The organism is Halorubrum tropicale, from assembly GCF_001280455.1.
Lineage (GTDB): Archaea > Halobacteriota > Halobacteria > Halobacteriales > Haloferacaceae > Halorubrum > Halorubrum tropicale.
Genome location: NZ_LIST01000001.1, coordinates 768581 through 792361 on the forward strand (window position 1 = coordinate 768581; position 23781 = coordinate 792361).

At 71.7% G+C, this 23781-nt stretch carries 26 protein-coding genes and 1 tRNA gene; 17 read left to right on the forward strand and 10 right to left on the reverse strand.

The features are described 5' to 3' along the window. Positions 1-193: 193 nt before the first annotated feature. The 3 genes from AMR74_RS03690 to AMR74_RS03700 are packed head-to-tail and all read left to right on the forward strand — an operon-like array spanning position 194 to position 2828. Positions 194-1213: an ABC transporter substrate-binding protein gene (locus tag AMR74_RS03690; protein ID WP_053770699.1), complete on the forward strand. Its 1020-nt coding sequence runs from the start codon at positions 194-196 to the stop codon at positions 1211-1213. Continuing rightward, entirely contained in the window at positions 1213-2013 is an 801-nt protein-coding gene (locus tag AMR74_RS03695; RefSeq protein WP_053770700.1) for an ABC transporter permease, read from the forward strand. Before AMR74_RS03690 ends, AMR74_RS03695 begins: the two co-directional genes overlap by 1 nt. Further along, positions 2001-2828, forward strand: a complete 828-nt coding sequence (locus tag AMR74_RS03700) for an ABC transporter ATP-binding protein (RefSeq protein ID WP_053770701.1) — start codon at positions 2001-2003, stop codon at positions 2826-2828. The genes AMR74_RS03695 and AMR74_RS03700 overlap by 13 nt, the downstream gene beginning before the upstream one ends. A gap of 32 nt (positions 2829-2860) precedes the next feature. On the opposite strand, the gene AMR74_RS18980 is transcribed toward AMR74_RS03700, so the two are convergent. Next, a complete protein-coding gene (locus AMR74_RS18980; protein WP_167551889.1) occupies positions 2861-3031 on the reverse strand; it encodes a hypothetical protein in 171 nt (56 codons plus the stop codon). An 86-nt stretch (positions 3032-3117) separates the two neighbouring features. After that, positions 3118-3342 (reverse strand): hypothetical protein, encoded by a 225-nt coding sequence (locus AMR74_RS03705; RefSeq protein WP_053770702.1) that lies wholly within the window; start codon positions 3340-3342, stop codon positions 3118-3120. A 159-nt stretch (positions 3343-3501) separates the two neighbouring features. On the opposite strand from AMR74_RS03705, the gene AMR74_RS03710 reads away from it, so the two are divergent. Both AMR74_RS03710 and AMR74_RS03715 read left to right on the forward strand, forming a co-directional pair. Continuing rightward, positions 3502-4656, forward strand: coding sequence for a BMP family lipoprotein (locus AMR74_RS03710; RefSeq protein WP_053770703.1), 1155 nt, complete (start codon positions 3502-3504; stop codon positions 4654-4656). Continuing rightward, a complete protein-coding gene (locus AMR74_RS03715) occupies positions 4653-7055 on the forward strand; it encodes a methyl-accepting chemotaxis protein (RefSeq protein ID WP_053770704.1) in 2403 nt (800 codons plus the stop codon). Before AMR74_RS03710 ends, AMR74_RS03715 begins: the two co-directional genes overlap by 4 nt. On the opposite strand, the gene deoC is transcribed toward AMR74_RS03715, so the two are convergent. Then, on the reverse strand, positions 7052-7717 hold the full coding sequence (gene deoC / locus AMR74_RS03720; RefSeq protein WP_053770705.1) for a deoxyribose-phosphate aldolase: 666 nt from the start codon (positions 7715-7717) through the stop codon (positions 7052-7054). The genes AMR74_RS03715 and deoC overlap by 4 nt on opposite strands. 154 nt (positions 7718-7871) lie before the next feature. Continuing rightward, positions 7872-8234, reverse strand: coding sequence for an Hsp20/alpha crystallin family protein (locus tag AMR74_RS03725; protein ID WP_053770988.1), 363 nt, complete (start codon positions 8232-8234; stop codon positions 7872-7874). Between the two features lie 223 nt (positions 8235-8457). Here AMR74_RS03725 and AMR74_RS03730 point away from each other — a divergent pair, with 223 nt between their 5' ends. Continuing rightward, positions 8458-9798, forward strand: coding sequence for an aminotransferase class III-fold pyridoxal phosphate-dependent enzyme (locus AMR74_RS03730; RefSeq protein WP_053770706.1), 1341 nt, complete (start codon positions 8458-8460; stop codon positions 9796-9798). Between the two features lie 27 nt (positions 9799-9825). Here AMR74_RS03730 and AMR74_RS03735 read toward each other — a convergent pair whose 3' ends face one another. After that, on the reverse strand, positions 9826-10482 hold the full coding sequence (locus tag AMR74_RS03735) for a non-canonical purine NTP pyrophosphatase (RefSeq protein ID WP_053770707.1): 657 nt from the start codon (positions 10480-10482) through the stop codon (positions 9826-9828). Between the two features lie 104 nt (positions 10483-10586). Between AMR74_RS03735 and AMR74_RS03740 the strand changes: the two genes are divergently transcribed. Next, complete coding sequence (locus tag AMR74_RS03740) at positions 10587-10994, forward strand: SHOCT domain-containing protein (protein ID WP_053770708.1); 408 nt, start codon at positions 10587-10589, stop codon at positions 10992-10994. A gap of 13 nt (positions 10995-11007) precedes the next feature. On the opposite strand, the gene AMR74_RS03745 is transcribed toward AMR74_RS03740, so the two are convergent. Further along, on the reverse strand, positions 11008-12108 hold the full coding sequence (locus tag AMR74_RS03745) for a zinc-dependent metalloprotease (RefSeq protein ID WP_053770709.1): 1101 nt from the start codon (positions 12106-12108) through the stop codon (positions 11008-11010). A gap of 99 nt (positions 12109-12207) precedes the next feature. Here AMR74_RS03745 and AMR74_RS03750 point away from each other — a divergent pair, with 99 nt between their 5' ends. From AMR74_RS03750 to AMR74_RS03760, 3 genes are all read left to right on the forward strand, one after another. Further along, positions 12208-13284, forward strand: coding sequence for a M28 family peptidase (locus tag AMR74_RS03750; RefSeq protein ID WP_053770710.1), 1077 nt, complete (start codon positions 12208-12210; stop codon positions 13282-13284). Between the two features lie 94 nt (positions 13285-13378). Further along, positions 13379-13453 (forward strand) — tRNA-Glu (locus AMR74_RS03755). 182 nt (positions 13454-13635) lie between these two features. Next, on the forward strand, positions 13636-14100 hold the full coding sequence (locus AMR74_RS03760; RefSeq protein ID WP_053770711.1) for a DUF302 domain-containing protein: 465 nt from the start codon (positions 13636-13638) through the stop codon (positions 14098-14100). Between the two features lie 28 nt (positions 14101-14128). Here AMR74_RS03760 and AMR74_RS03765 read toward each other — a convergent pair whose 3' ends face one another. Continuing rightward, the gene (locus AMR74_RS03765) at positions 14129-14359 is read right to left on the reverse strand and encodes a hypothetical protein (protein WP_053770712.1); all 231 of its coding nucleotides are present in this window, start codon (positions 14357-14359) and stop codon (positions 14129-14131) included. Positions 14360-14455: 96 nt separating this feature from the next. On the opposite strand from AMR74_RS03765, the gene AMR74_RS03770 reads away from it, so the two are divergent. Together AMR74_RS03770 and AMR74_RS03775 are read left to right on the forward strand one after the other, a co-directional pair. Continuing rightward, positions 14456-16348, forward strand: coding sequence for a helicase C-terminal domain-containing protein (locus AMR74_RS03770; RefSeq protein ID WP_053770713.1), 1893 nt, complete (start codon positions 14456-14458; stop codon positions 16346-16348). A 325-nt stretch (positions 16349-16673) separates the two neighbouring features. Beyond that, positions 16674-16865: a UPF0175 family protein gene (locus AMR74_RS03775; RefSeq protein WP_017344020.1), complete on the forward strand. Its 192-nt coding sequence runs from the start codon at positions 16674-16676 to the stop codon at positions 16863-16865. A gap of 102 nt (positions 16866-16967) precedes the next feature. On the opposite strand, the gene AMR74_RS03780 is transcribed toward AMR74_RS03775, so the two are convergent. Further along, on the reverse strand, positions 16968-18113 hold the full coding sequence (locus AMR74_RS03780) for a 60S ribosomal export protein NMD3 (protein ID WP_053770714.1): 1146 nt from the start codon (positions 18111-18113) through the stop codon (positions 16968-16970). A gap of 140 nt (positions 18114-18253) precedes the next feature. Between AMR74_RS03780 and AMR74_RS03785 the strand changes: the two genes are divergently transcribed. From AMR74_RS03785 to AMR74_RS03805, 5 genes are all read left to right on the forward strand, one after another. Then, positions 18254-18607: a DNA-binding protein gene (locus AMR74_RS03785; protein WP_053770715.1), complete on the forward strand. Its 354-nt coding sequence runs from the start codon at positions 18254-18256 to the stop codon at positions 18605-18607. Continuing rightward, the gene (locus AMR74_RS03790; protein WP_053770716.1) at positions 18608-19201 is read left to right on the forward strand and encodes a DUF7411 family protein; all 594 of its coding nucleotides are present in this window, start codon (positions 18608-18610) and stop codon (positions 19199-19201) included. Positions 19202-19294: 93 nt separating this feature from the next. Further along, positions 19295-19750, forward strand: coding sequence for a DUF892 family protein (locus tag AMR74_RS03795; RefSeq protein WP_053770717.1), 456 nt, complete (start codon positions 19295-19297; stop codon positions 19748-19750). A gap of 106 nt (positions 19751-19856) precedes the next feature. Beyond that, positions 19857-21179 carry a histidine--tRNA ligase gene (gene hisS / locus AMR74_RS03800; RefSeq protein ID WP_053770718.1) on the forward strand — a complete coding sequence of 441 codons (1323 nt, stop codon included), beginning with the start codon at positions 19857-19859 and terminating at the stop codon, positions 21177-21179. Positions 21180-21266: 87 nt separating this feature from the next. Next, entirely contained in the window at positions 21267-22373 is a 1107-nt protein-coding gene (locus tag AMR74_RS03805) for a CNNM domain-containing protein (RefSeq protein ID WP_053770719.1), read from the forward strand. Between the two features lie 82 nt (positions 22374-22455). Here the strand turns inward: AMR74_RS03805 and AMR74_RS03810 are convergent, their stop codons facing one another. Then, on the reverse strand, positions 22456-22869 hold the full coding sequence (locus AMR74_RS03810; protein WP_053770720.1) for a DoxX family protein: 414 nt from the start codon (positions 22867-22869) through the stop codon (positions 22456-22458). 52 nt (positions 22870-22921) lie between these two features. Beyond that, on the reverse strand, positions 22922-23764 hold the full coding sequence (locus AMR74_RS03815) for an Nmad3 family putative nucleotide modification protein (RefSeq protein WP_053770721.1): 843 nt from the start codon (positions 23762-23764) through the stop codon (positions 22922-22924). Positions 23765-23781 lie beyond the last annotated feature (17 nt).

Sequence of the window (23781 nt, forward strand, 5' to 3'; positions counted from 1 at the left end):
GCAGCGACACGCATCGACGCGGGAAGATGGGAGCAATAATTGCGTCGTTCGGTGACGGATTGTGATACTGAATAGGATGTTAACAGGGTTTTCGGCCCCTATAACGTCGGATTCTACGATTGCTCTTGTCATCGGAATCCGCCGCAGTTGCTGGTGACGCGAGGGTGTTCCCCGCCCGGCGGCTTGGAATGGTATGTACGACTCAGATCGGACAGCGTCGCGGCGGTCGTTCCTCGCGGCGGCGGGCGGAACCGCGACGGTCGGCCTCGCGGGCTGTACGGGCGGCGGCGGACTCGACGAACTGACGGTGGCGCACATGCCGATCTATCCCGACCTCCAGTGGTACGTGATGGAGGGCGAGGGGTACTTCTCCGAGGTCGACGCCGAGATCACCGGCCAGGAGTTCGGCAACGGTCCCGCGATCGTCCAGGCGCTCGGGGGCGGCGACATCGACATCGCCATGTTCGGGATCGTCCCCGCGATGATCGCGATCGACCGGGGTATCTCGGCGCAGGTGACCGCCGCGAACATCCGCGAGCCGATGGGGATCATGGCCGAGTCGTCGTTCCACGAGACGTTCGAGCAGCAGGGCGCAGACGCGTTCGCGGCGTGGGAGGCCGAGCGGGGCGAGCCGTTCACCTTCGGCACGTTCCCGCAGGGGAGCGTCCCGGACGTGCTGCTCCGCTACTGGCTCCGTGACGTCGGCGTCGACCCCACCGAAAACGACAGCGTCGAGATCATCGAGATCAACGGCGCGAGCTCCGTCTGGCAGGCGATCGCGAACGACGAGATCGACGGCACCTCGATCATGGAGCCGGTGCCGACCATCGCGCAGGCGGCGGGGTCGTCCGTGACGATGCTCCGGACCGCGGCCGAAGTCCTCCCCGGCCAGCCCGCCGCGGTCACGCTGATGAGCGACGCGGTGCGGGACTCACCGATCGCCGCACAGTTCCTCGAGCAACACGCCCGCGCGACGGATTTCATCGGCGAAAATCCGGACGCGACCGCCGAACACGTCAACGAGGGAATCGGGATGCCCGTCGACCGTGCGCGCGACGCGCTCGACTCGCCGTTGTCGAACTTCATTACCGACCCGAACGAGATCACGGACGCGACGCAGGTGTTCTCCGAGTTCGCGGCCGGGAACGGTCAGATCGACGAGCAGCTCTCGACCGACCGGATATTCGACCTGGAGGTGTACGACTCGCTCTGATGGCGACCGAAACCACCCCTGTCGGCGGGGGCGAGACGCTCTCGGGTCTCGGACTCGGCGACGGTCGGCGGCTGCTCCGCGGCGCCATCGGGGTCGCGGCGTTCCTCGTCGTCTGGCACGCCGTCTCGCTCACGCAGGACCCGTTCGTCCTCCCCTCGCCGGTCGCGGTCGCGGGCGCGTTCGCGAGCGAACTCGCCGCGGGCGACATGACGACGGCGCTCTACCAGAGCGTCCGGCACTGGATCCCCGGCACGGTCGCCGGAACGGGACTGGGGGTCGCCGCCGGCGTCGCGTTCGGGTGGAGCCGCCTGCTCGACGACCTGACGGCGCCGCTGGTACGGACGCTACGCCCGGTGCCGCCGCTCGCGCTGATCGGCTTCGCGATCGCGTGGTTCGGGATCAACGACTGGGGCGCCGCCTTCATCATCGCGGTCGGCGCGTTCTGGATCAACTTCTACGCGGCGTACGGCGCGGTCGAGGGCGTGAGCGAGGACCTCCTCGACGTGGGCCGGACGCTCGGCGTCCGCGGCGACCTCGACGCGGTCCGGTCGATCGTGCTGCCGGCGTCGCTGCCGGGGATCATGACCGGGATCCGGACCGGACTGGGCCGGTGCTGGATGCTCGTCGTCGCCTCGGAGATATTCGGCGTCCCCGGGGTCGGCCGCGAGATCATCCGCGCCAGCAACAACCTCCGCGTCGACCGGGCGATCGCGTACATCCTCGTGTTGAGCCTGATGTACCTGCTCGTCGACGTGGCGTTCCGCGCGGTCGAACGGAGGGTCTTGGCGTGGCGGGCGTGAACGGTGACGGGGCGGCCGACGCCGCCGAGCGCAACGGACGAGACCCCCCAGCGCCGAGCGAGGCGAGCGTCGCGCTTGACGGCGTCGGCAAGACGTACCCCGGCGACGGCGACGGCGGCTCGGTACGAGCGCTCGACGACGTGTCCTTCTCGGTCGCGGACGGGGAGTTCGTCTGTCTGGTCGGGCCGTCGGGCTGCGGGAAGACGACGCTGTTCCGGATCGCGGCCGGGCTCGCCGAGGCGACCGACGGCCGCGTCCTCCTCGACGGCGCCGAGGTCACGGGCCCGACGACGGACATGGGCGTCGTGTTCCAGGAGTACCACCTGTTCCCGTGGCTCACCGTCGCGGAGAACGTCGGCTTCGGCCTCGAACGGAGCGACCGCTCGCCCGCCGAGCGCGAGGCGCGCGTCGACGAGATGCTCGACCTCGTCGGGCTGACGGAGTTCCGCGACGCCTACCCGAAGTCGCTGTCAGGCGGCATGAAACAGCGCGTCGCCATCGCCCGGTCGCTCGCGGTCGACCCGGACCTCCTCCTGATGGACGAGCCGTTCGGCGCGGTCGACGCCCAGACCCGCGAGATGCTCCAGCGCGAACTGCTCGACGTGTGGGAATCGACCGGCAAGACCATCCTCTTCGTCACGCACGACGTGGCGGAGGCGGTGACGCTCGCGGACCGCATCGTCGTGATGGCCGCCGACCCGGGGCGCGTCCACGCTATCGTCGACGTTGACATCGAGCGCCCGCGCGACCGCGGCGACGCCGCGTTCGCGGAGCGCGTGGGCCGCGTGCGAGAGCTGATCGGGGCCGGGCCGTAGCCGGCCCGACGCCGGCTCCCGCCCGTCGGCGCCTACGCGCCGTCCCCGTCGCCTTCGACGCTCGCCGCCAGCTCGTCGACGTGGGTCCGCAGCGTCGCCAGCGTCGCGTCCGCGTCGGCGTACCCCTGATCGTAGTCGCCGAGCGCGGCCGCCGCTCGGTCGAGAAAGCGTTCCACCGCCTCGTCGGTCGGCTCGTCGGACATGCGCGTCGCTCCGCCCGCGAGCGGCTTATGTCTCCCGGCGTCGCGGTCGCCGTCCCGGCGGGAGCGCCGCCGGTGCGCGGGCCTCGTCAGCGGCGCCGGAGCGCGTGCGTCGTGTATCCGACCGCGACGACGAGGGCCGCCGAGAGCAGCGTGCCGAGGACGGCGGGCGACGCGGTGACGTAGTCGCCGAACGGATCGGTCAGCGCGAACACCGCCACGATGAGCGCGACCGAGATGGCGATACCGACCGCGCCGAACGCCTTGAACGCCGCGTCGAGGTCGAAGCCCTGTGATCTCCGTTGGTGACTCATACACTACCGTACGGACTCCGGATATAAATCCGCCGAGTGGGATTCTCAGGTCGGGGGAACGGCGAGGCCGCGGTTTGTGAGACAGTGCGACAATATTCACTATTAGCGTTGATAATTTGCTCGCAGAAGTTTTACACCCCATTCATCGATGTCGCCGTGATGACCGACACGAGCGGTATCACGCACTCGCGCCGGCGGTTCGCGGTCGCCTTGGGGACGGGCGTCGCGGGCGCCGTCGCCGGGTGTCTGGGAACCGATCCGAGCGGAACGGCGTCGATCGACGACGGAGACGACGCGGCGAGCGACGCCGGCGACGAAGGGCCGGCGGTCTCGGCCGACGCGAGCGCGACGATCGGCATGGTGTACGCGCTCGGCGGCCTCGACGACCGCTCGTTCAACGACGCGGCCAACCGGGGGATCCAGCGGGCGCGCCTCGACCACGACGTGGCGTTCACCAACCAGGAGCCGAGCTCGATGGCCGACTTCGAGACGACGCAGGCGGCGCTGTCAGCGTCCGAACGCCCCGACTACGACCTGATCTGCTGTATCGGGTTCCTCCAGGCGGACGCGCTCTCGACGGTCGCGGGCGAGCACCCCGACCAGCAGTACGCCATCGTCGACTCCGTCGTCGACCGCGACAACGTCGCGAACTACGTGTTCCGCGAGCACGAGGGGTCGTTCCAGGCCGGCCACCTCGCCGGACTAGTGACGGGCCGCGACATCGCCGTGGGGGCCGGCGGGACCGTCGCCGAGGAGCGAACCGTCGGCTTCGTCGGCGGCGTCGAGTCGCCGCTGATCTCGAAGTTCGAGGCCGGCTACCTCGCCGGCGTCGCGCACGCCGACGGCGACGCCTCCGTGCTGCGGACGTACGTGGGCGCCTTCGACGACCCCGAGGCCGGCTACGACGCAGCCGCGGAGATGTACGATCAGGGCGCGGACGTGGTGTACCACGCGGCCGGCGGCAGCGGCCTCGGCGTCTTCCAGGCCGCACAGGAGTACGGCCGGTACGCGATAGGCGTCGACTCCGACCAGTCGCGGAGCAACCCGCGGTACGCGGACGTGATCCTGGGCTCGATGGTGAAACGGGTCGGGACCGCGGTGTACGACGCCGCCGAGCGGACGATAGAGGACTCGCTCCGGACGGGGTCGACGACCGCGCTCGGGCTCGCGGAGGACGGGGTCGCGCTCGTGTACGGCACTACGCTCGGGCCGGTGATCCCCGAAGACGTGCGCGCGGCCATCGCCGACTCCGGCGAGCGGATCGTCGCCGGCGAGCTGTCGGTGCCCACCGATCCGGAGGCGGTCGGCCGATGAGCGCCGGACCGCTCCAACGGCTTGCGAGCGCCGTCGGCAGCGTCCTCCCCGACGCGGTCCGCCGCCGGTACGCCGCCAAGTTCGCGCTCGCGTTCCTCGTCGTCGCCGCGGTCGTCGCGGCCGGCGGGGCGTTCACGTACCTCCAGACCGGGGACGCGGTGGAGACCGACGCCACGACCCAGCTGGCGGAGACCAGCGGGCTCCAGGCGGACGCGATCGGCTCGTGGACCGACCGGATGACCACGCAGACCCGGTCGATGTCCGCGGCCGACGAGCTCCGGTCCGACCGCCGCGCGGCGGCGTACGTCCTGTTGAAAGACCAGCTTCTCTCCGAGGACATCGTCAGCATCCACCTCGTCGACGCGGCGCAGGACCGCGTCGTCGCCAGCACGGAGCGGCCCCTGGAGGGGCGCGCGCCGAGCGAGCTGAACGCGCCCTGGAGCGACGCCGACGTGCCCGAGGGCGTCGGCGAGGACGACCGCGTCTGGCGCTCCGCCCGGTCGTACCGCTCGCCCGTGCTCAACGACCGGCCGGTGATGGCGTTCGCCAGCTCCGTGCCGCGGGCCGACGGCCGGTACCTCGTCGTCGTGACCCGGATCCAGCCGCAGCTCGAACGGATCCAGGACACCGACACCGGCGAGGAGACGACGATCGTCAACGCCGCGGGCGAGACCGTGCTGGACATCGACGGAACGGTCGACGGCGACCGCCACGAGGAGGGGGTCGCCGCGGTCCGCGACGGCAACGCCACGACCGCGACGCAGATCGGCGACGGCGAGGTCCACGCGTACGCGGCCGTGCCCGGCACCGACTGGGTGGCGGTGACGAGCGTCGCGAAGTCGACGGCGTTCGCCGTGCGCAACGACGTGGGGAACTCGGTGCTGCTGTTGCTCCTCCTCACGCTCGCGTCGCTCGGGGCCGTCGGCGTCGTGCTGGGCGGGCGCACGGTCGTCCCCCTCGCGCGGCTCCGCGACCGCGCCGAGCGGATCGAGTCCGGCGACCTCGACGTCGACCTGTCGACCGGCCGGGTCGACGAGATCGGGCGGCTGTTCACGAGCTTCGCCGAGATGCGCGACGCGCTCCGCGAGCGGATCGCGGAGGCGGAGACCGCCGCCGACGAGGCCGAGGCGGCCCGCGAGGAGGCCGAGGCGGTCACCCGCGACATGGAGGCGAAGGCGGCCGACTACAGCGAGGTGATGGGCGCGGTCGCCGACGGCGACCTCACCCGCCGGATGGACCCCGACGCGGACCGCGAGGCGATGCGCGAGATCGCCGAGGAGTTCAACGACATGGTCGCGCAGCTGGAGCGGACGACCGCGCGCGTCGCCGCCTTCGCCGGCGAGGTCGACGACGCCAGCGCGGAGCTGGCGGCGGGCGCCGACGAGGTCGAGACCGCGAGCGGGACCGTCAGCGAGCAGATCCAGGAGATCGCGGACGGCGCGGTCCGGCAGGACGAGCGGCTCGACTCGGTCAGCGACGAGATGAGCGACCTCTCGGCGAGCATCGAGGAGGTGGCGTCGTCCGCGGCCTCCGTCGCGGAGACCGCCGAGGCCGCCGCCGAGCGCGGCGAGGCGGGGCGCGAGGCCGCCGCCGAGGCGCTCGACGAGATGGACGCGATCGAGGCCCGCTCCGCGGCCGCGGTCGAGCAGATGGCGGCCCTCGACGAGCGCATGGACGAGATCGACGAGGTCGTCGAGTTCATCACGGACGTGGCCGAGCAGACGAACATCCTCGCGCTCAACGCCTCGATCGAGGCCGCCCGCGCCGGCGAGGCCGGCGAGGGATTCGCGGTCGTCGCCGACGAGGTCAAGCAGCTCGCGGAGGAGACGCAGGAGGCGGCCGCCGAGATCGAGTCGGAGATCGCGGCGGTCCGCGAGGAGACCGACGAGACCGTCGCGGACATCCGCGAGACGAACGCCCGGATCGACGAGGGGTCGGACACCGTCCGCGAGGCGTCGTCGTCGCTGGAGGCGGTCGTCGACGCTGTCGAGGAGACGAACCACGGCGTCCAGGAGATCAGCGAGGCGGCGGAGGACCAGGCGCGGTCGACCCAGCGCGCGGTCGAGGGCGTCGAGGACGTCGCCGAGGTGAGTGGCGAGGTCGCGAGCGGCTCCGAGCAGGTGTCCGCGGCCGCCGAGGAGCAGACCGCGACCGTCACCACCATCGCGGAGAACGCGGACCGGCTCCGCGACCAGGCCGCGTCGCTCTCGGAGTCGGTCTCGGCGTTCGAGGTCGACGTCGCGCCCGAGGAGATCGACGGCGCGGAGGCGGACGGCGCCGGCACCGACGGCGCGGCCGCCGGGTCACCGACCGAGACGGAGGGCAACTCGCCGGGCGACCTCGGCCTCGCCGCCGACGGCGACGGCCGGGACCGACCTGCCGAGGGGGACGACGCCTAGTCCGCCGACCGCGCCTCGCCGTCGGCCTCGGGGTGTCCCTCGGCGATGGCGACCCCCGACGAGGCGCCGATCCGGACCGCGCCCGCGTCGAGCATCGCCGTCGCCTCCTCGTAGGAGCCGACGCCGCCGGAGGCCTTCACCGGCAGGTACTCGCTCATCAGCTCGACGTCGGCGAGCGTCGCGCCGCCGTCGGCGAAGCCGGTCGAGGTCTTCACCATGTCGGCGTCGGCGGCGACCGCGGCCTCGCAGGCGCGGCGCTTCTCGGCGTCGTCGAGGAGCGCGGTCTCGATGATCACCTTCACCGGGACCGGCACGGCCGCGACCACGTCCGCGAGCTCGTCGGCGACCGCGCCGTCGTCGCCCGCCTTCAGCCGGCCGACGTTGATCACGATGTCGACCTCGTCGGCGCCGGCCTCCCAGGCCGTGACCGCCTCGTCGCGTTTCACCTCGGGGGCGTGCTGGCCGTGCGGGAACCCGACCACGGTGGCGATCGCCTCGGGCGCGTTCTCGTAGTCGGCCGCCTCCGCGACGTAACACGGCGGGATACAGGCGTTCATGCCGTGGGCGGCGGCCTCGTCGAGAACGGTCCGGGTGTCGTCCCAGGTCGTCTCCGGGCCGAGGACGGTGTGGTCGATGCTGGCGGCGAACTCCTCGCGGTTCATGCGTCTCCCCTCGCGGCGCGGCCTCAAAGGCGTGCTGGGTCGCACCGCCGGCTCCGGGCGAGCGACGCTGAAAAAACGCGGCTACGGACGAGAAACGAGGGACGGAACACGGACGGCCGCCGACCGGCGGCTCACCGGCCGGCGGGGGTCCGGCTCAGCTCTCGATCTCGATCTCCGTGCCGGAAACGGCGTCCTCGACGGTCACGGGGAGCCGCACCGTCAGGATGCCGTTCCGGTACTCGGCCCGGATGCCGTCCTCGTCGATCGCCTTCGGGAAGCGGAACCGCCGGTGGTACGTCCGGCGGGTCCCGCGCCGCTCGTCCTCGTGTTCGCCGGCGACGTTGAGCACGCCGTCGTTCCACGAGGCGGTGATCTCGGCGGGGTCGAACCCAGGTAGTTCGACCGAGAGGACGAACTCGCCGTCCTCCTCGTACAGTTCGTAGTCGTTGCTACCGGATTCGAACAGTCGGCTCGGGAAGTCGAGTCCTTGCGTCCAGGTGTTCGCCGGTTCGAGCATGGGCATTGGTGACCACCTCGAACTCGGTTACTAGTAGGGCGGCGATTCTATAAAAATCCAACGAATTTTGGGGGTAATTAACAACCGCTTTCGGACGGCGGACCGCCCCGGCGAACGGGCCCGTTGCCGGACGGTCGGTAAGGTGCGACGCGTTCGGTTGGATATTTCTCCAACGTTTTCGCGATCGCCCCGGATTTATTTCGTCCGCGTGCCACCCCGACGCATGGATCGCGACACCGTCACGCCCGCCGTCTCGGACCTCCCCGGCGAGCGCGCTCGCGAGTGGGTCGACTACCACCACGAGTCGGCAGCGCCGAGCACCTACGTCTACGAGTTCGTCTGGGACCGCACCGCCCCCGCCGAGGGCCCGTTCTGTACCGACGTCGACGGCAACGTCCTCATGGACTTCACCAGCCACGTCGCCGCCGCGCCGCTCGGCTACAACAACCCGCTGATCATGGACCGGCTCGCGGAGTTCGACCTCGTGGACCCCCTGAAGATCGCCGGCCAGGACTTCTACGCCGCCGGCGGCCCCGCGCCCGGGGACGGGATACCCGGCTCGTCGGGGCTCATGGACCGGCTCACCGACCTGACGAGCCACTACGACATGGACACCGTCTTCCTCTCGAACTCCGGCGCGGAGGCGGTCGAGAACGCCATCAAGATCGCCTACGACGCCTCCGACGGCGCGAAGTACGCGATCACCTTCGACGGGGCGTTCCACGGCCGGACGCTCGGTGCGCTCTCGCTCAACCGCTCGAAGTCCGTGTACCGCCGCGACTTCCCGGAGGTCAGCGGCATCACGGAGGTCCCGTTCTGCGAGGACCGGACCTGCTCGCCCGAGACCTGCTCGTGCGGCTTCTTCGCCGACGGCGTCTCCCGGCTCCGGCGGAAGCTCGACCCGAAGCGGGGGAACGTCCACCCGGACGACGTGGCGTACCTGATCATGGAGCCGATCCAGGGCGAAGGGGGCTACCGGTTCCCCTCCGAGGCGTTCACCGACGAGATCGCGGCGCTCGCCGACGAGCACGACATCACGGTGATCGCCGACGAGATCCAGACCGGCGTCGGGCGCACCGGCGAGATGTGGGGCTCGGACCACTACGCGTACGAGCCGGACGTGATCACGAGCGCGAAGGGGCTTCGGGTGGGCGCGACCGTCTCGCGGAGCGACGTGTTCCCCGAGGAGACCGGCCGGCTCTCCTCGACGTGGGGCGCCGGCGACGTGATCGCCGCGGCGCAGGGCGCGCTCACCCTCGACGCCATCGAGGAGGCCGACCTCATGGACAACGCCGTCGCTCGCGGCCGGCAGTTCACGGAGACGATGCGCGACGCCGCCCTCGACCCCGTCGAGGACGTGCGCGGGAAGGGGCTGCTGCTCGCCGTCGAGTTCGACACGAAGGAGCGGCGGGACGCGGTCGTCGACGAGGCGTTCGCTCGCGGCCTCCTCACGCTCGCGTGCGGCCACAAGGTCCTCCGGATCCTCCCGCCGCTCGACGTCACCGAACGCGAGATAGACCTCGGCGCCGACCTCCTCACGGACGCGATCGCGGCCGCGGTCTGAGGGCGCGATCGCCCCGGAACGACCGACCTACCGGTCCGCGTACCACTCCGCGAACTTCTCTAAGGCCCGGCCGCGGTGCGACACCGCGTTCTTCCGGTCGGTGTCCATCTCAGCGAACGTCTCCCCGTCGTGTTCGAAGATCGGGTCGTAGCCGAAGCCCCCGTCGCCCCGCGGCGCGACGATCCGGCCCGGCACGTACCCCTCGAACAGCTTGACCGGGAGCGGGTCGGCCGCCCCCGCGTCGCCGTCGCTTCCGCCGCCCTCACCCTCTTCGTCCGGCCCCGCCGCGGCGGCCGCGTCGCGGTCGCCCCGGTCCACCGGGTCGGGGCTCGCGGCGAACCCCTCGCCGTCGCAGTAGCCGAGGACGCAGCGGAAGGCGGCGCGGCGGTCGTCGAGGTCGGCGGCGATGTCGTGGACGCGCTCGATCCCGAGCGTCTCCTCGACGTACGAGGAGTACGGGCCCGGGAAGCCGTCGAGGCCCTCGACGAACAGCCCCGCGTCGTCGACGAGGACCGGCGCGTCCGCGTGGCGGTACGCCTCGCGCGCGCCCCGCGCCGCGATGGGGCCGAGCTCGTCGGCCTGGACCTCCGCGTAGTCGAAGTCGAGCCGCTCCACCGAGCCGTCCGGGAGGTACCGCTCCGCCTCGCGCACCTTCCCCGGGTTCGTCGTCACGTACCTGAGCACGGATCGCCGTGGGCGCGCCCGCGAGGAATAGGCGTCGGTCGCGGGCGGTCGCCCCGGCCGCCGCCGGCAGTACGTTTTTCTCGGGGCGACGACAGCACTCGCGTATGGCCCTTCCCACCTTCGAGAAGAAACGACTCATCGGGCTCATCGCGATCCTGTCGTTCGGTCTCACCTCGCTTTCCGCCGTGCTCTTCCCGGGCCAGTTGGTCGGGCTCGGACCCGCCCTCTTCATCACCGGGTTCTTCATCCTGATCCCGCTGGTGCTGGTGCTGGGCGAGGACTTCCCGCTCGTCGCGGCCGACGAGCCCGACGCGTCGGCCGCGGGCGACGCGACGGCCGAGCGGCCGGTGGCCGCGCTGCGCGACCGCTATGCGAGCGGCGAGATCGACGAGGCGGAGTTCGAGCGCCGGCTCGACCGGCTGCTCGCGACCGAGGACCTCGACGAGCGGCTCGACCGGGTCGAGTCCGACCGCGGCGACCGGCACCGGGAGCGCGACGTAGAACTGGAGTGAGTCGGCGCGGGGCTCAGGGGTCGACGCGGACGAGCCACGCCTCGGGGTCGTCGATCTCCGCCCCGGTCGGCAGGTTCTCGGCGCGCTCCCACACCGCGCCCGCGGCCTCGATGCCGCGCTCGTCGGCGACGTGCCGGAAGAAGGCGGCGCCGCGCTCGTACTGCCGGCGCTTGAGCCCCAGTCCGAGCAGGCGCTGCGCGAGCCGCCGCACGGGCCCGCCGCCGCCGCGGCGCTCGTCCAGCTTCCGCCGGAGGTCCGCGTACTCGCCGTCGAACGCGCGGTCCATCAGTACCTCGGCGTACCCCTCGACCGCGGTCATCGCGGCCTGGAGCTCCGCGAACGCGTCGGGGTCGAGCCCGCGGCCAGTCATCCCCTCGACGCCGCCCGCGCCGCCGACCATGCCCTCCACCCCGCGCTCGACGCGCGATTCGAGGTACTCCGGGAGCCACGGCGCCGCGCCGAACTCGGCGGCGTGGGTCACCTCGTGGAACGCGATCCAGCGGCGGAACCGCGGGTACGCCACGTCGAGCGCGCTCGCGACCGCGACGATGTTCGGGTGGACGAAGTAGAGCCCGTGCTCGGCGTCCGGCTCGTCGGCGAGCAGGAGGGGATCGTACTGGCCGAGGACGTTGCGCGCGAGGAAGCCTAGGGCGAACGCCATCGACCCCGTGTTTGCGACCCGCGAGAGGTCCCGGGCGAACCCGGCACCGGGCGCGGGCCCCACAGGGCCCGACGAGGCGTCGGCGATCACGTCCAGCGAGTCGGTGCCGGCGTCGCCGCCCGGGTCCGCGCCGATCCGACCGCCCGCGTCGCCCGCCGCGGCCGCCTCGATCGGGTCCATCACGCGCCGGAAGGTGTCGACGCTCGCGTCGATCCAGTGGTGGCGGTTCTGTACCTCGACGGTGTCGGGCACGTCGAACTCGATCCCGGCGACCGCGGCCAGCCGCGAGCGGGCGTCGCGCACGTCGCCGGCGTACCCCGCGCGCTCCGCGTCGGAGAGCGCGACCGATCCGGGGTCGGTGGCGTCCTTCGCGGCCGCCGCGGCCCGGTCCCAGTCGACGACGCCCGGCCCCTCGGCCTCGGCGACGGTCCGGACGCTTCGGAGGATGTCCATACGGATCGGACGGGCGGGCGCCTCAAAGCGCTTGTGTCGACCGGTCCCGGCCGGATCCGACACCGACGTGTTCTTGCCGGCCGCCCCACAGCCATCGGCATGGACGACGCGCGCAGAGCGTTCCTCGACGACCTCCTCGCGACGCCGAGCCCCTCGGGCTTCGAGACGGCCGCCCAGCGGGTGTGGACCGACTACGTCCGCGAGTTCGCGGACCGGGTCGAAACCGACGCCTACGGCAACGCCGTCGCGGTCCACGAGGGCGACCCCGACGCGCCGACGGTCGCGGTCACCGGTCACGCCGACGAGATCGGGTTCATCGTCCGCGACGTGCTCGACGACGGCTTCCTCCGGATCGGGCGGATCGGCGGCTCCGACCGCACCGTCTCGAAGGGCCAGCACGTCACGGTCCACGCCGACGAGCCGGTCCAGGGCGTCGTCGGACAGACCGCGATCCACCTGCGGGACCAGGCGGACGACGAGCACGAGGACGTCGCGGGCCAGTTCGTCGACGTCGGCGCCGAGGACGCCGCCGAGGCGCGCGAACACGTCGAGGTCGGCGACCCCGTCACGTTCTCGACGGGCCGTCGCGACCTCGTCGGCGACCGGATCGCCGCCCGCGGGGTCGACAACCGCGCCGGCGCGTGGGCGGCCGCGGAGGGGCTGCGACGCGCCGCCGACCGCGACGTCGACGCCACGGTCTACGCCGTCTCGACGGTCCAGGAGGAGGTCGGGCTCCAAGGCGCGCGGATGGTCGGGGTCGACCTCGACGCCGTCGACGCCTTCGTCGCGGTCGACGTCACACACGCCACCGACAACCCGGACATCGACCGCGAGCACCGCGGCCCGGTCGAACTCGGCGCTGGCCCGGTGATCGGTCGCGGCAGCGCGAACCACCCGGTCCTCGTGGACCTCGCCCGCGAGGCGGCCGCCGACGCCGGCGTCGACGTGCAGCTACAGGCGGCCGGCACCCGCACCGGCACCGACGCGGACGCGTTCTACACGGTCCGCGGCGGCACCCCGGCGCTCAACGTCTCGATCCCGAACCGGTACATGCACACGCCGGTCGAGGTGATCGACACCGGCGACTTGGACGAGGTCGCCGACCTCCTCGCCGCGATCGGGGCCGCAGCGGGCGATCACGCGGCCGGGCCGGAGCCGTTCGCCGTCGACGTCTGAGCGAGATCTGCCACGACAAACCGGGGCACGGCGTGGTCGAAACGGAACTGTTTTACAATCCGCTCACCTACCGTTGATTGCGTCGAACGGACGCGCTCTGGTGGTGTAGTCCGGCCAATCATCTTGCCCTCTCACGGCAAGGACCTGGGTTCAAATCCCAGCCGGAGCATCTCACTTCGTCGCCTTCTCGCCGCCCGGACCGGCTCCGTAGCGGCGTCCCCGTCGGTCCGCGGCTTCGCTCTCTACTCACCACAGCGCCGCCGCTCCGCGGCTCGACTGCTGTCCGTTCGAGGTAGCGGCAGGTGTTGAACGGCGAGACGGGTTTTACACGCTGGCGTGCGAGGCGTTGCCATGAGCGACGCCGCACGCCCCGCGCCGACCGCCGCCGACGCGCTCCACACGACCGTCGACCTCCCCTTCGACGACGCGGTGCCGTTCGTCCAGCTCGAACACGAGCTCGCGGACTTCGAGACGGTGCGCGTCACGCGGCTCGACGAGATGATCGAGGGGATGCTCGGTCACGACGACGTCGGGCGGACGGCACTGATCGTCGTCTGTCACCCCGAGATCGCGTACGACGCGCTGCGAATCGACCCGACGCTCGCCGGCATGCTCCCGTGTACCACCGTCGTCTACGAGCGCGCCGGTGACGACCGCGTTCACGTCCATCACGTGTCGGCGACGAAGGCGATCCGCGACCTCGGTTGCGCGTCGGCCACCGGGGTCGACGAGGACGCCGTCGAGGACCTCGTGGCGAAGACCGGCGAGCTGATGGCGGTCGTCTGGGAGCACATCGAGACGCACGGCCGGGAGTGAGCGCCGCGGTCGACGCGAGCGCGCCGCTTCAGCGGTTCAGCCGCCAGCGGATCACCGCGGCGGCGACGAGGACCGTCCCGAACGTGACGGCGCCGGAGATCAGCGCGCCGCGCGCGCTCGTCGCGCCGGTCGCGAACGCGCTCGTCGAGGCGGAGCCGCCGACCACCGCCGCCCCGCCCGCCAGTCCGCCGAACCCGATACAGCAGAGGCTCAACAGGCCGACTGCGGACAGCGACCCGAGGATCCCGTCGTCGCTCATCGTCGCTTCTCCCTTTCGCCCCGGACTACCAATAGGTGTCGCCCCCAGCCGACCGCCAAGCGAGGGTTTAATTCCGACAGCGCGCGAGGGCGTCGTGTGGACCCGAGCCGGATCCCCGCCGAGTTCCCCGCGCCGAGCTTCCGCGGCGCGCAGGAGCGGGCCCTCGCCGACATCCGCGACGCGTTCGCGGCCGGCAACCGGGTCGTCTTGGTGCGCGCGCCGACCGGCAGCGGCAAGTCGCTGCTCGCCCGCGCCATCATGGGCGCGGCCGAGACGGCGGGCGAGGCGGCCCCAAGCGAGGCGACGGGCGCCTACTACACGACCCCGCAGGTGTCGCAGATCGACGACGTCGAGGCCGACGACCTCCTCGACGACCTGGCCGTGATCCGCGGCAAGTCGAACTACGACTGCGTGCTGCCCGGCGAGCACGACACGCCGGTGAACCGCGCGCCCTGCGCGCGCCAACAGGGGTTCGACTGCTCGATCCGGCACCGCTGCCCGTACTTCTCCGACCGCGCTATCGCCTCCGGCAACCGCTTCGCCGCGATGACGCTCGCGTACTTCATGCGCACTGCCGGCTCCGAGGTGTTCCGCAAGCGCGACGCCGTCGTCATCGACGAGGCGCACGGGCTCGCCGAGTGGGCCGAGATGTACGCGACCATCGATATCTCGCCCGAGCGCGTCCCGGTGTGGGACGACGTGGGCGTCCCGGACGTCGCGGCCGACGCCGGCCCCGAGGAGGACGCCGTCGACCGCACCGCGCGGTTCGTCGAGGCGCTCCGCGACGTGGCGATCCGCGCGAAAGACGAGCTGGTGGGGCGGCCCGAGCTCGACCGGGAGGAGGTCGCCCGGCGCGACCGGCTCCAGGAGCTCATCGGCGAACTCGGCTGGTTCCTGGAGGACTACCGCGACCCGCAGTCCCCCACCTCGTGGGTCGTCGACCAGCCGGGCGGCGAGGGGTCGGCGATGGAGATCAAGCCGCTCGACCCCGCGCGGTACCTCAGACACACGGTGTGGGACCGGGGCAACCGGTTCGCGCTGCTGTCGGCGACCATCCTCTCGAAGGAGGCGTTCTGCCGCGGGGTCGGGCTCGACCCCGCCGACGTCGCGCTCGTCGACGTCGAGCACACGTTCCCGCTCGCGAACCGCCCGCTGTACGACGTGACGCAGGGGTCGATGACCTACGAGCACCGCGACGAGACGACCCCGAAGATCGCCCGCCTGATCGTCCGGCTGATGGCGGAACACCCCGACGAGAAGGGGCTGATCCACGCGCACTCGTACGACATCGCGGAGCGGATCACGGAGCGGCTCGGCGAGTTCGGCGTCGCCGCGCGCGTCAGGCGCCACGACCGGTCGAACCGCGACGCGGAGCTGGAGGCGTGGAAGGCCAGCCCGGACCCGGAGGTGTTCGTCTCCGTGAAGATGGAGGAGGCGCTGGACCTGAAAGGCGACCTCTGTCGCTGGCAGGTAGTCTGTAAGGCGCCGTACCGGAACACGAACGACTCGCGGGTCGCCCGCCGGCTGGCGGACGGGCAGTGGGCGTGGTACCACCGGACCGCGCTGCGCACCGTCATCCAGGCGTGCGGGCGGGTCGTCCGCGCCCCGGACGACCGCGGCGCGACCTACCTCGCCGACGACTCCCTGCTCGACCTCTTCGAGCGCGCGGCGGCGGACACCCCCGACTGGTTCCGCGACCAGGTCGACGCGATGACGACCCCCTCGCTGCCCGCGTTCGACCCCGAGGCCGCGCTGGCCGGCGTCGACGCGTCGCCGTCGAGCGGCGCGGGAGCGGGTCGCCGGAAGAGCCGCCGTGCGGGCGGGTCGGCCGGTACACCCGGCGGTCGCTCGTCTCGGGACGGCTCAGGTCGAGGGCGCGACGGCGACGCGACCGGCGACGGCGGCGACGACCCCGTTCGGACCCGGTCCGAGCAGGACGCCGAGCGGCGGGAGAACCACCCGCTGTCGGACGTGTGGGGCGACGGCTGACGGGGACCGCCGCCGAGGCGCGGTGGGCGATCGGCGCAAGAGCGGGGACCGGCGGCGTGCGCCACGCGCCGGTTACAGTAGCGAGACGCCGTACGCCACCATGGAGCTCACCATGAGAAACGCGAAGAACAGCGCCATGAGCTGTTGTCTGTCCATGTCGCCGTGTCAACTGCAGAGCCGTATAACTCCTGCGGGCGACGGGCGGCCGGGTGCGAGTCATATTACCACCCCGAGCCGATCACTCGTTAATATATATCGTATAAGGTGTATCAGGTCCCTCAATGAAGTAGTAACCTTCATAATCCCTCACCCGACTACTGGGTGTATGGCCACGAACGGGCTGTCGAGTGCGCTGACGCTGTACGGTGCGCGAACCCTGACGCTGTCGCAGGCGGCCGCACAGGCAGGGCTCAGCGAGGCCGAATTCATCGAGCAACTCGAACGCCGCGGCATCGAGGTAACCGAGTCCGAGCGCGCCGCGGCGCTCGGTCGCGAACAGCCCGCTCGCGCCGACTGAACGGTGCTGCGTCGCCGCCCGCGAGGGCGGCGCGCCGCGCCGGCGCTCCGACTCGTCCTACGAACGATCAGTTCTCGCTGACCAGCGAGCCGCGAGGCTCCCCTACTCCCGGTTCGAGACCGACTCCGCCGGCCGCTCCGCGTCCTCGTCCGGCACGAGGTGAACGTCGCCGCCGTGTTCGAAGGCGAGGACCGACTCGGCGCCGTCGTCGACGAACGCCGGGTTCGGCACCGTCTTCGCCTCGTAGGTGACGGGGTCGAGCACCTGGATCGCGTTCTCGTCCTCGACGGTCACGACCGTCGTCTCCGCCGCGTCGTCGCGGGTGCCGAGCCGGGTCGCGTCGGGGGCGTCGCCGTCCGCGAACGCGGAGGTGTACTCCGCGCCCGTGGCGAGCCGGACCCCCTGGAGGCGGCCGGAGACCCCCGTGACGAGGACCGGGCCGTCCCCGTCCTCGGGGTCGACGATCTCGCCTTCGGCGTACCTCGGGAGCCGGACCGCGAACGTGACGCGGTACACCTCGTTGCCGTCGCCGTCCTCGGTGACGAGCGTCGGGTACGACTCGAAGCTCCCCCCGAGCGACTCCGTGATCCGCGTCGCCACGTTCTGCGCGAGGCGGTTCGACGAGAGCTTGATGTCCGGCCCGTCGTCGGTCTCCGTCACCTCGGTGATGAACGCCTCCCGGTCGCCGTCGGCCTCCTGGTCGGCGACGTACCGCTCGGCGATGTCCAGCGCCTCCGCGCGCTCGGCGGGCGTGAGGTCGCGCTCGTCGGCGCGGACTTGGACGATCCCGGCGTAGTAGCCGCCGGCGATGCGCCCGCAGCGGTCGCAGGTCCCCCGCGAGATCTTCACCGGGACGGTCACCTCCGCGGAGCGCAGGGTGCCGCGCACCACGCCGGAGAAGCGGCAGTGCATCCGGACGGTGTTCTCGTCGACCTGCTCCGGCTCCACGCCCCACTCCACGTCTTCCGCGTCGACGTGGACTCCGAGGGACTCGGCCACCTCGTCGACGGCGATGTCGGTGTAGTCGCGCGCCCCCACGTCGCGCCACGACTCGCCGCGCCTGACGGCGCCGCAGCTGGAACAGACCAGCACCTCGATCCGGTCGGGCGCGTCGACCAGGTCGAAGTCCTCGAAGTAGCAGTCGTCGCACAGCAGGGCGTCTCGCCCGCGCGGCTCGCCCGGAAGGGGGTCGCGCCGCTCGGGGACCGGGTCGCCGCAGCGCGGACAGAACTCCCGCGACTCGCTCATTGGCGCCCGCTACGCCGAGGACCGGTTTAAACGGCGCGGACCGCCCCCGTCGGCGCCGACGCCGCGACGGCGGCTCCGGCCGCTCCGTGCGGATCCCGACCTCCGAAATGGTTTTTCGCACGGACCGAGAACGGGCGTGTATGAGCGGTAACCCCGACGACGAACGGCTCGAGGAACTGCGCGAACAGAAGATGGAGGAGCTCCGCGAGCGGCAGGGCGGCGAGGGCGACGCCGCCGAGGCCCAACAGCAGGCCCAGGAGCGCGCCGAGGCCCAGCAGGAGGCCGTGCTGAAACAGTACCTCACGGACGGCGCCCGCCAGCGGCTCAACGCGGTCGAGATGTCCAAGCCGCAGTTCGGCGAGAAGGTGAAACAGCAGGTCGCCGCGCTGGCGCAGAGCGGGCGGATTCAGGGACAGATCGACGAAGAGCAGATGCGCGAGCTCCTCAAGGAGCTCCAGCCCGACCAGAAGAGCTTCGACATCCGCCACCGGTAGATGGAGCTCGCGCTGCTGTACAGCGGGGGGAAAGACTCCTCGCTGGCCGCCCACCTGCTCGACCGGTTCTACGAGGTCCGCTGCGTCACCGGGAGCTTCGGGCTCACGGACGACTGGGAGCACGCGGAGCGGGCGGCCGCCGAGCTCGGGTTCCCGTTCGAGCGCGTCGAGCTCGACCCGGAGGTCGCCGAGAACGCGGCCGAGACCATGGTCGCGGACGGCTACCCGCGCAACGGGATCCAGCGCGTCCACGAGCACGCCTTAGAGACCATCGCCGCGCTCGACGTCGACGCCATCGCGGACGGCACCCGCCGCGACGACCGCGTCCCCACGGTGTCGCGGGCGCAGGCGCAGAGCCTCGAAGACCGCAACGGGATCGATTACATCTCACCGCTCTCCGGGTTCGGTCGCCACGCCGTCGACCAGCTCGTCGACGCCACCTTCGACGTCCAGCAGGGCCCGAGCGAAGAGGTCCCGAAGGCGGACTACGAGGACGAGCTCCGCACGCTCATCGCGGACCAGTACGGCGAGGGGACCGTCGGCGACGTGTTCCCCGACCACGACCAGACGTACGTCCACGGCCGGAGCGACTGACCGGCCGGTGCGGCGCTCCGCCCGCGGTCGGCGGCCTCCCGTCGGCCCGGAAGTGCCGGAACTACTTTCGACCCCGGGGTCGTAGCGTCGACCATGTCATCCGACCGAGTCGTCGACCTGCTCCGGACGGCGTACGCCGACGAGATCGAGACCGTGATGAACTACCAGACGAACGCGATCGTCCTCGACGGCGTCCGCGCCGAGGAGATCAAAGAGAGCCTCAAACAGGACGTCCAGGAGGAGCTCGGCCACGCCGAACAGCTCGGCCAGCGGCTCAAACAGCTCGACGCGCGGCCGCCCGGCTCCGCCGAGTTCACGGCCGGCCAGGAGTCGCTACAGCCGCCCGAGGACTCGACGGACGTGCTTGCCGTCATCAACGGCGTGCTGGACGCAGAGGAGGACGCGATCGCGACGTACCGCGAGCTGGTCGACGCCGCCGACGAGGCGGGCGATCCGGTCACCGAAGACCTCGCCGTGACGCTGCTCTCGGACGAGGAGGCCCACCGGACCGAGTTCCGCGGGTTCCAGAAGGAGTACCAGCGCGAGTAGACCGGGCGAGGCGCCGCGTTTCGACGTCCGCGACCTCCACGTCGACGTCCGCGATCGCCGCCCCCGAAAGGATGCTTTCAAGCGGGCGCTCGCCGAAGCGACGCGTATGTACGACGGCCTCAAGGGATTCCGCGACTTCTACCCCGGCGAGCAGTCCGCCCGCCGCGAGGTGACCGACGCGGTCGAGGACGCCGCGGCCCGGCACGGCTTCCGGGAGATCGCCACCCCCGCCTTGGAGCGGACGGAGATGTACGTCGACAAGTCCGGCGAGGAGATCGTCGAGGAGCTGTACGCCTTCGACGACAAGGGCGGCCGCGGCGTCTCGATGACCCCGGAGCTCACCCCGACCGTCGCCCGGATGGTCGTCGCGAAGGGGCAGGAGCTGTCGAAGCCGATCAAGTGGGTGTCCACCCGCCCGTTCTGGCGCTACGAGCAGGTCCAGCAGGGCCGGTTCCGCGAGTTCTACCAGACGAACATCGACGTGTTCGGCTCGTCGGCGCCCGAGGCCGACGCCGAGGTGCTCGCGGTCGCCGCCGACGCCCTGACCGACCTCGGGCTCACCGGCGACGACTTCGAGTTCCGGGTCTCCCACCGCGACATCCTCGGCGGCCTCGTCCGCTCGCTCGCGGCGGACCCCGACGCGGTCGACACCACGGCCGCGATCCGCGCGGTCGACAAGCGCGCGAAGGTCGACGACGGCGAGTACCTCGGGCTCCTCTCGGACGCGGGCCTCGCCCGCGACACCGCGCGCGACTTCGACGACCTCATCGCGGACGTGGAGACGGTCGCCGACCTCGACGCGGTCGCCGAGGCCGGCGGCGAGGCGGTCGAGGCCGCGGTCGAGAACCTCCGGAACGTCCTCGCCGCGGCCGACGACTTCGGCGCGGGCGAGTTCTGCGAGGTGTCGCTGACCACCGCCCGCGGGCTCGACTACTACACCGGCGTCGTCTTCGAGTGCTTCGACTCCACCGGCGAGGTGTCCCGGTCCGTCTTCGGCGGCGGCCGCTACGACGACCTCATCGAGAGCTTCGGCGGGCAGCCCACTCCCGCGGTCGGGGTCGCCCCCGGGCACGCGACGCTCAAGCTGCTCTGCCAGCGCGCCGGCGTCTGGCCCGACGAGGAGCTGACGACGGACTACTACGTGCTCAGCGTGGGCGACACGCGGAGCGAGGCGGCCGCGCTCGCGGGCGACCTCCGCGCGCTCGGCGACGACGTGGTCGTCGAGCAGGACGTCTCCGGCCGCTCGTTCGGCGCCCAGCTGGGCTACGCAGACTCGATCAACGCCGAGACTGTCGTCGTCGTCGGCGAGCGCGACCTGGAGAACGGCGAGTACACGGTGAAGGACATGGCGAGCGGCGACGAGACGACGGTCCCGGTCGAGGAGTTCCCGCCGGACGAGGGGCTGCCGACCTACGAGGACTACGAGTAACGGCGCGGCGCGCCCGTGACCCGTCCCGCCGGCCGGGCGACGCGATCCCTGAACGCTTTTGGGTCGCGCGTCGGGACGGTGGAGACGATGATCCCGCTCGCGACGGCGATGCCCCCGACCGAGGTCGCCCTCCGCGTGGCCGCGGGGGTCCTCCTCATCCTGATCAACGCGTACTTCGTGGCTATCGAGTTCGGGCTGACGCGTCTCCGGCAGTATCCCGAGTCGGAGATGGACACGCCGGGGCTGCGGCGCGCCTGGGAGATGACCGACGACCTGGAGTTCTACCTCACGACCTGTCAGGTGTGGATCTCCGGCACGTCCATCGCGCTCGGTATCGTCGCCGAGCCGGGGCTGGCGGCGCTTTTCACGCCGATCTTCGAGAACACCGCGCTCTTCGCGCCGGTCTTCGAGAACACGGCGCTGGCTTCGGCCAGCGCCGGGTCCTTCCTCGGCTTCTTTCTCATCAACATGGTCCACCTGACCCACGGCGAGCAGACGCCGACGTACCTCGGCGTCGAGCGCTCGAAGCAGGTCGCCCGGTACGGCTCGCGGCCGCTCTACTGGTTCGCGTGGCTCATCTCGCCGCTGATCAAGGTCGGCGACTGGGTCGCGAAGGCGACGCTCGGACTGTTCGGCGTCGAGATGACCGCCTCGTGGACCGAGGCCGAAGAGGAGGTACTGGAGACGCGCGCCGAGCTCCGCAACCGTCTCGGGTCGATGATGGAGGAGGTCGAACTCCCAGAGGAGCGCCGCGAGGAGGTCCTCAACGCGCTCGACGTCGACCGGGTGACCGTCGCGGACGTGATGACCGCGCCCGAGGAGGTCGTCTCGCTGACGACGGGGGCGTCCGTCGACGAGAACCTCGACCGGATCCGGGACACGCCGCACACCCGCTTCCCGCTCGTCGGCGACGACCTGACCGACTTCGAGGGGATCGTGTACGCCCCCTCGATCGTGAGCCGCTACGACGAGCTTCGCGACGGCGACCTGACGTTCGCCGAGGTCGCCGCCCCGCCGATGACGGTCGCGGCGGACGCGAGCGTCAGCGACGCGTTCGACCGGTTCCAGGCGGAGTCCCAGGAGCTCGCCTTAGTCATCGAGGACGGCGAGGTCGTCGGCCTGATCACTGCGACGGACGCCATGGAAGCGGTGATGGGCCAGCTCGAAGACCCGCTGGACGCCGGGAACCTATAAGAGACGCCGGTGTCCGCCGCCGATCCGGCGGCTGATCAAAAACAGGCGGCCGGAACCTCGGCCCCGCGCTCCGCGCCGCCGTTCACCGCTTGTACGCCTCGCGCAGGAACACCAGCGCGCCGCCGAGCATCGCGAGGTTCCCGAAGAAGGCGAGCCGCTCGCCGCTCTTGTCGTCCTCGTCGGCGTTCCAGAAGTCGTGCATCGTCGCGGTCACGACGGTCAGGAACGCGACCGCCGCGCCGGTCGCGATCCGGGGAAGCCGCCAGAGCGCGATGCCGAGGCCGGCGACCACCATCATGCCGGAGGCGAACGGCGCGGCGAGGTCCGGCATCGGGACGCCCGCCGACTCGGCGTACTCGATCGTGTCGTCCATGTCGCGGAAGTCCTCCGAGGCCTGCGCGGCGAGGCCGACGCCGAGCAGGACGCGGCCGAGCCGCGAGGGCGCGCCGCGACCGTCGCTCTCCGCGGTCGTCTCAGTGGGTTCGTCGTCGCTCATACGTCTCGTAACGGCAGCCGACAGTATAAATCGCGGTGGCGCCAGCCACGGCTCATCCTCGGACCGCATCGATCCGCGCCAGCAGCCGCCCCGTCGCCGCCGCGTCGAAGGCCATCGGGCGGCGCCACCACGGGCCCTTCCCGGAGTCGCTCGACAGGTCGGTGACGATCCGGTTCGCCTCGCTCCCGGCGTCGGGCGCGCTCAGCGGGACGACGCGGTCGAACGGGCCCGACACCGCCGGGTCGCCGACCGCGACGACGCGGGCGTCGAACGGGTCGCGCTTCAGGTGCGCGTTGGTCGGCGCGGCCCTCACGGCGGCCGCGCGGTCGACGGCGTCGCCGCCGCCGTCCGTAGCGAGCACCCGCTCGACCCGCATCCCCGCGAAGAGGTACGCGCCCCAGTCGGGGGCGAGGTCGTCGTCGACGGCGACCCCTCGCTCGCGGAGCCACGCGCCGTCGCGGTCGTCCGTTCCGCCGTCGCGGTCGCCGGTCGCGTCGTCGGGACGCCCGTCACCCGGTCCCGCCCAGTCGCGCGGCCGCAGCGTGAGCGTCGCGTAGAAGAGGAGCCAGTCGCCGGGGTCGAGGGCGGCGATCCGGCCCGCCTTCACGGCGTACGGGTCGCCGTAGGTCGCCCGCTCGCGGCCGTGGACGCCCGGGAACTCGGGGTCGGCGTGGACCGGCGTCCCGCGCAGGTCGGCGGGGACCGCGAAGGGGAGGTCGAGGTCGCCGTACGTCGGGAGCGGCTCGTCGACCGGGAACCGGTCGCGCGGCAGCGTCGCCGCCGGCTCGGGGATCGGGACGTACGCGAAGGAGCCGTCGGGGTAGACGGGCCCGCGGAACCCGGGCTCGTTCGTGTTGGCGGCGACGTTGACGGCGACCGCACGGGGGTCGGGCATGCGGAACAGTCGGGGAC

What these genes read in the sequence shown, in the direction of transcription:
- AMR74_RS03780 (WP_053770714.1), bottom strand. Translation starts at nt 18,113, where the DNA reads ATGAGCGAGTCGCGGGAGTTCTGTCCGCGCTGCGGCGACCCGGTCCCC.
- AMR74_RS03805 (WP_053770719.1), top strand. Translation starts at nt 21,267, where the DNA reads ATGATCCCGCTCGCGACGGCGATGCCCCCGACCGAGGTCGCCCTCCGC.
- AMR74_RS03690 (WP_053770699.1), top strand. Translation starts at nt 194, where the DNA reads ATGTACGACTCAGATCGGACAGCGTCGCGGCGGTCGTTCCTCGCGGCG.
- AMR74_RS03795 (WP_053770717.1), top strand. Translation starts at nt 19,295, where the DNA reads ATGTCATCCGACCGAGTCGTCGACCTGCTCCGGACGGCGTACGCCGAC.
- AMR74_RS03695 (WP_053770700.1), top strand. Translation starts at nt 1,213, where the DNA reads ATGGCGACCGAAACCACCCCTGTCGGCGGGGGCGAGACGCTCTCGGGT.
- AMR74_RS03710 (WP_053770703.1), top strand. Translation starts at nt 3,502, where the DNA reads ATGACCGACACGAGCGGTATCACGCACTCGCGCCGGCGGTTCGCGGTC.
- hisS (WP_053770718.1), top strand. Translation starts at nt 19,857, where the DNA reads ATGTACGACGGCCTCAAGGGATTCCGCGACTTCTACCCCGGCGAGCAG.
- AMR74_RS03740 (WP_053770708.1), top strand. Translation starts at nt 10,587, where the DNA reads ATGGCCCTTCCCACCTTCGAGAAGAAACGACTCATCGGGCTCATCGCG.
- AMR74_RS03775 (WP_017344020.1), top strand. Translation starts at nt 16,674, where the DNA reads ATGGCCACGAACGGGCTGTCGAGTGCGCTGACGCTGTACGGTGCGCGA.
- AMR74_RS03715 (WP_053770704.1), top strand. Translation starts at nt 4,653, where the DNA reads ATGAGCGCCGGACCGCTCCAACGGCTTGCGAGCGCCGTCGGCAGCGTC.
- AMR74_RS03765 (WP_053770712.1), bottom strand. Translation starts at nt 14,359, where the DNA reads ATGAGCGACGACGGGATCCTCGGGTCGCTGTCCGCAGTCGGCCTGTTG.
- AMR74_RS03815 (WP_053770721.1), bottom strand. Translation starts at nt 23,764, where the DNA reads ATGCCCGACCCCCGTGCGGTCGCCGTCAACGTCGCCGCCAACACGAAC.
- AMR74_RS18980 (WP_167551889.1), bottom strand. Translation starts at nt 3,031, where the DNA reads ATGTCCGACGAGCCGACCGACGAGGCGGTGGAACGCTTTCTCGACCGA.
- AMR74_RS03705 (WP_053770702.1), bottom strand. Translation starts at nt 3,342, where the DNA reads ATGAGTCACCAACGGAGATCACAGGGCTTCGACCTCGACGCGGCGTTC.
- AMR74_RS03750 (WP_053770710.1), top strand. Translation starts at nt 12,208, where the DNA reads ATGGACGACGCGCGCAGAGCGTTCCTCGACGACCTCCTCGCGACGCCG.
- AMR74_RS03745 (WP_053770709.1), bottom strand. Translation starts at nt 12,108, where the DNA reads ATGGACATCCTCCGAAGCGTCCGGACCGTCGCCGAGGCCGAGGGGCCG.
- AMR74_RS03730 (WP_053770706.1), top strand. Translation starts at nt 8,458, where the DNA reads ATGGATCGCGACACCGTCACGCCCGCCGTCTCGGACCTCCCCGGCGAG.
- AMR74_RS03810 (WP_053770720.1), bottom strand. Translation starts at nt 22,869, where the DNA reads ATGAGCGACGACGAACCCACTGAGACGACCGCGGAGAGCGACGGTCGC.
- AMR74_RS03790 (WP_053770716.1), top strand. Translation starts at nt 18,608, where the DNA reads ATGGAGCTCGCGCTGCTGTACAGCGGGGGGAAAGACTCCTCGCTGGCC.
- deoC (WP_053770705.1), bottom strand. Translation starts at nt 7,717, where the DNA reads ATGAACCGCGAGGAGTTCGCCGCCAGCATCGACCACACCGTCCTCGGC.
- AMR74_RS03785 (WP_053770715.1), top strand. Translation starts at nt 18,254, where the DNA reads ATGAGCGGTAACCCCGACGACGAACGGCTCGAGGAACTGCGCGAACAG.
- AMR74_RS03760 (WP_053770711.1), top strand. Translation starts at nt 13,636, where the DNA reads ATGAGCGACGCCGCACGCCCCGCGCCGACCGCCGCCGACGCGCTCCAC.
- AMR74_RS03725 (WP_053770988.1), bottom strand. Translation starts at nt 8,234, where the DNA reads ATGCTCGAACCGGCGAACACCTGGACGCAAGGACTCGACTTCCCGAGC.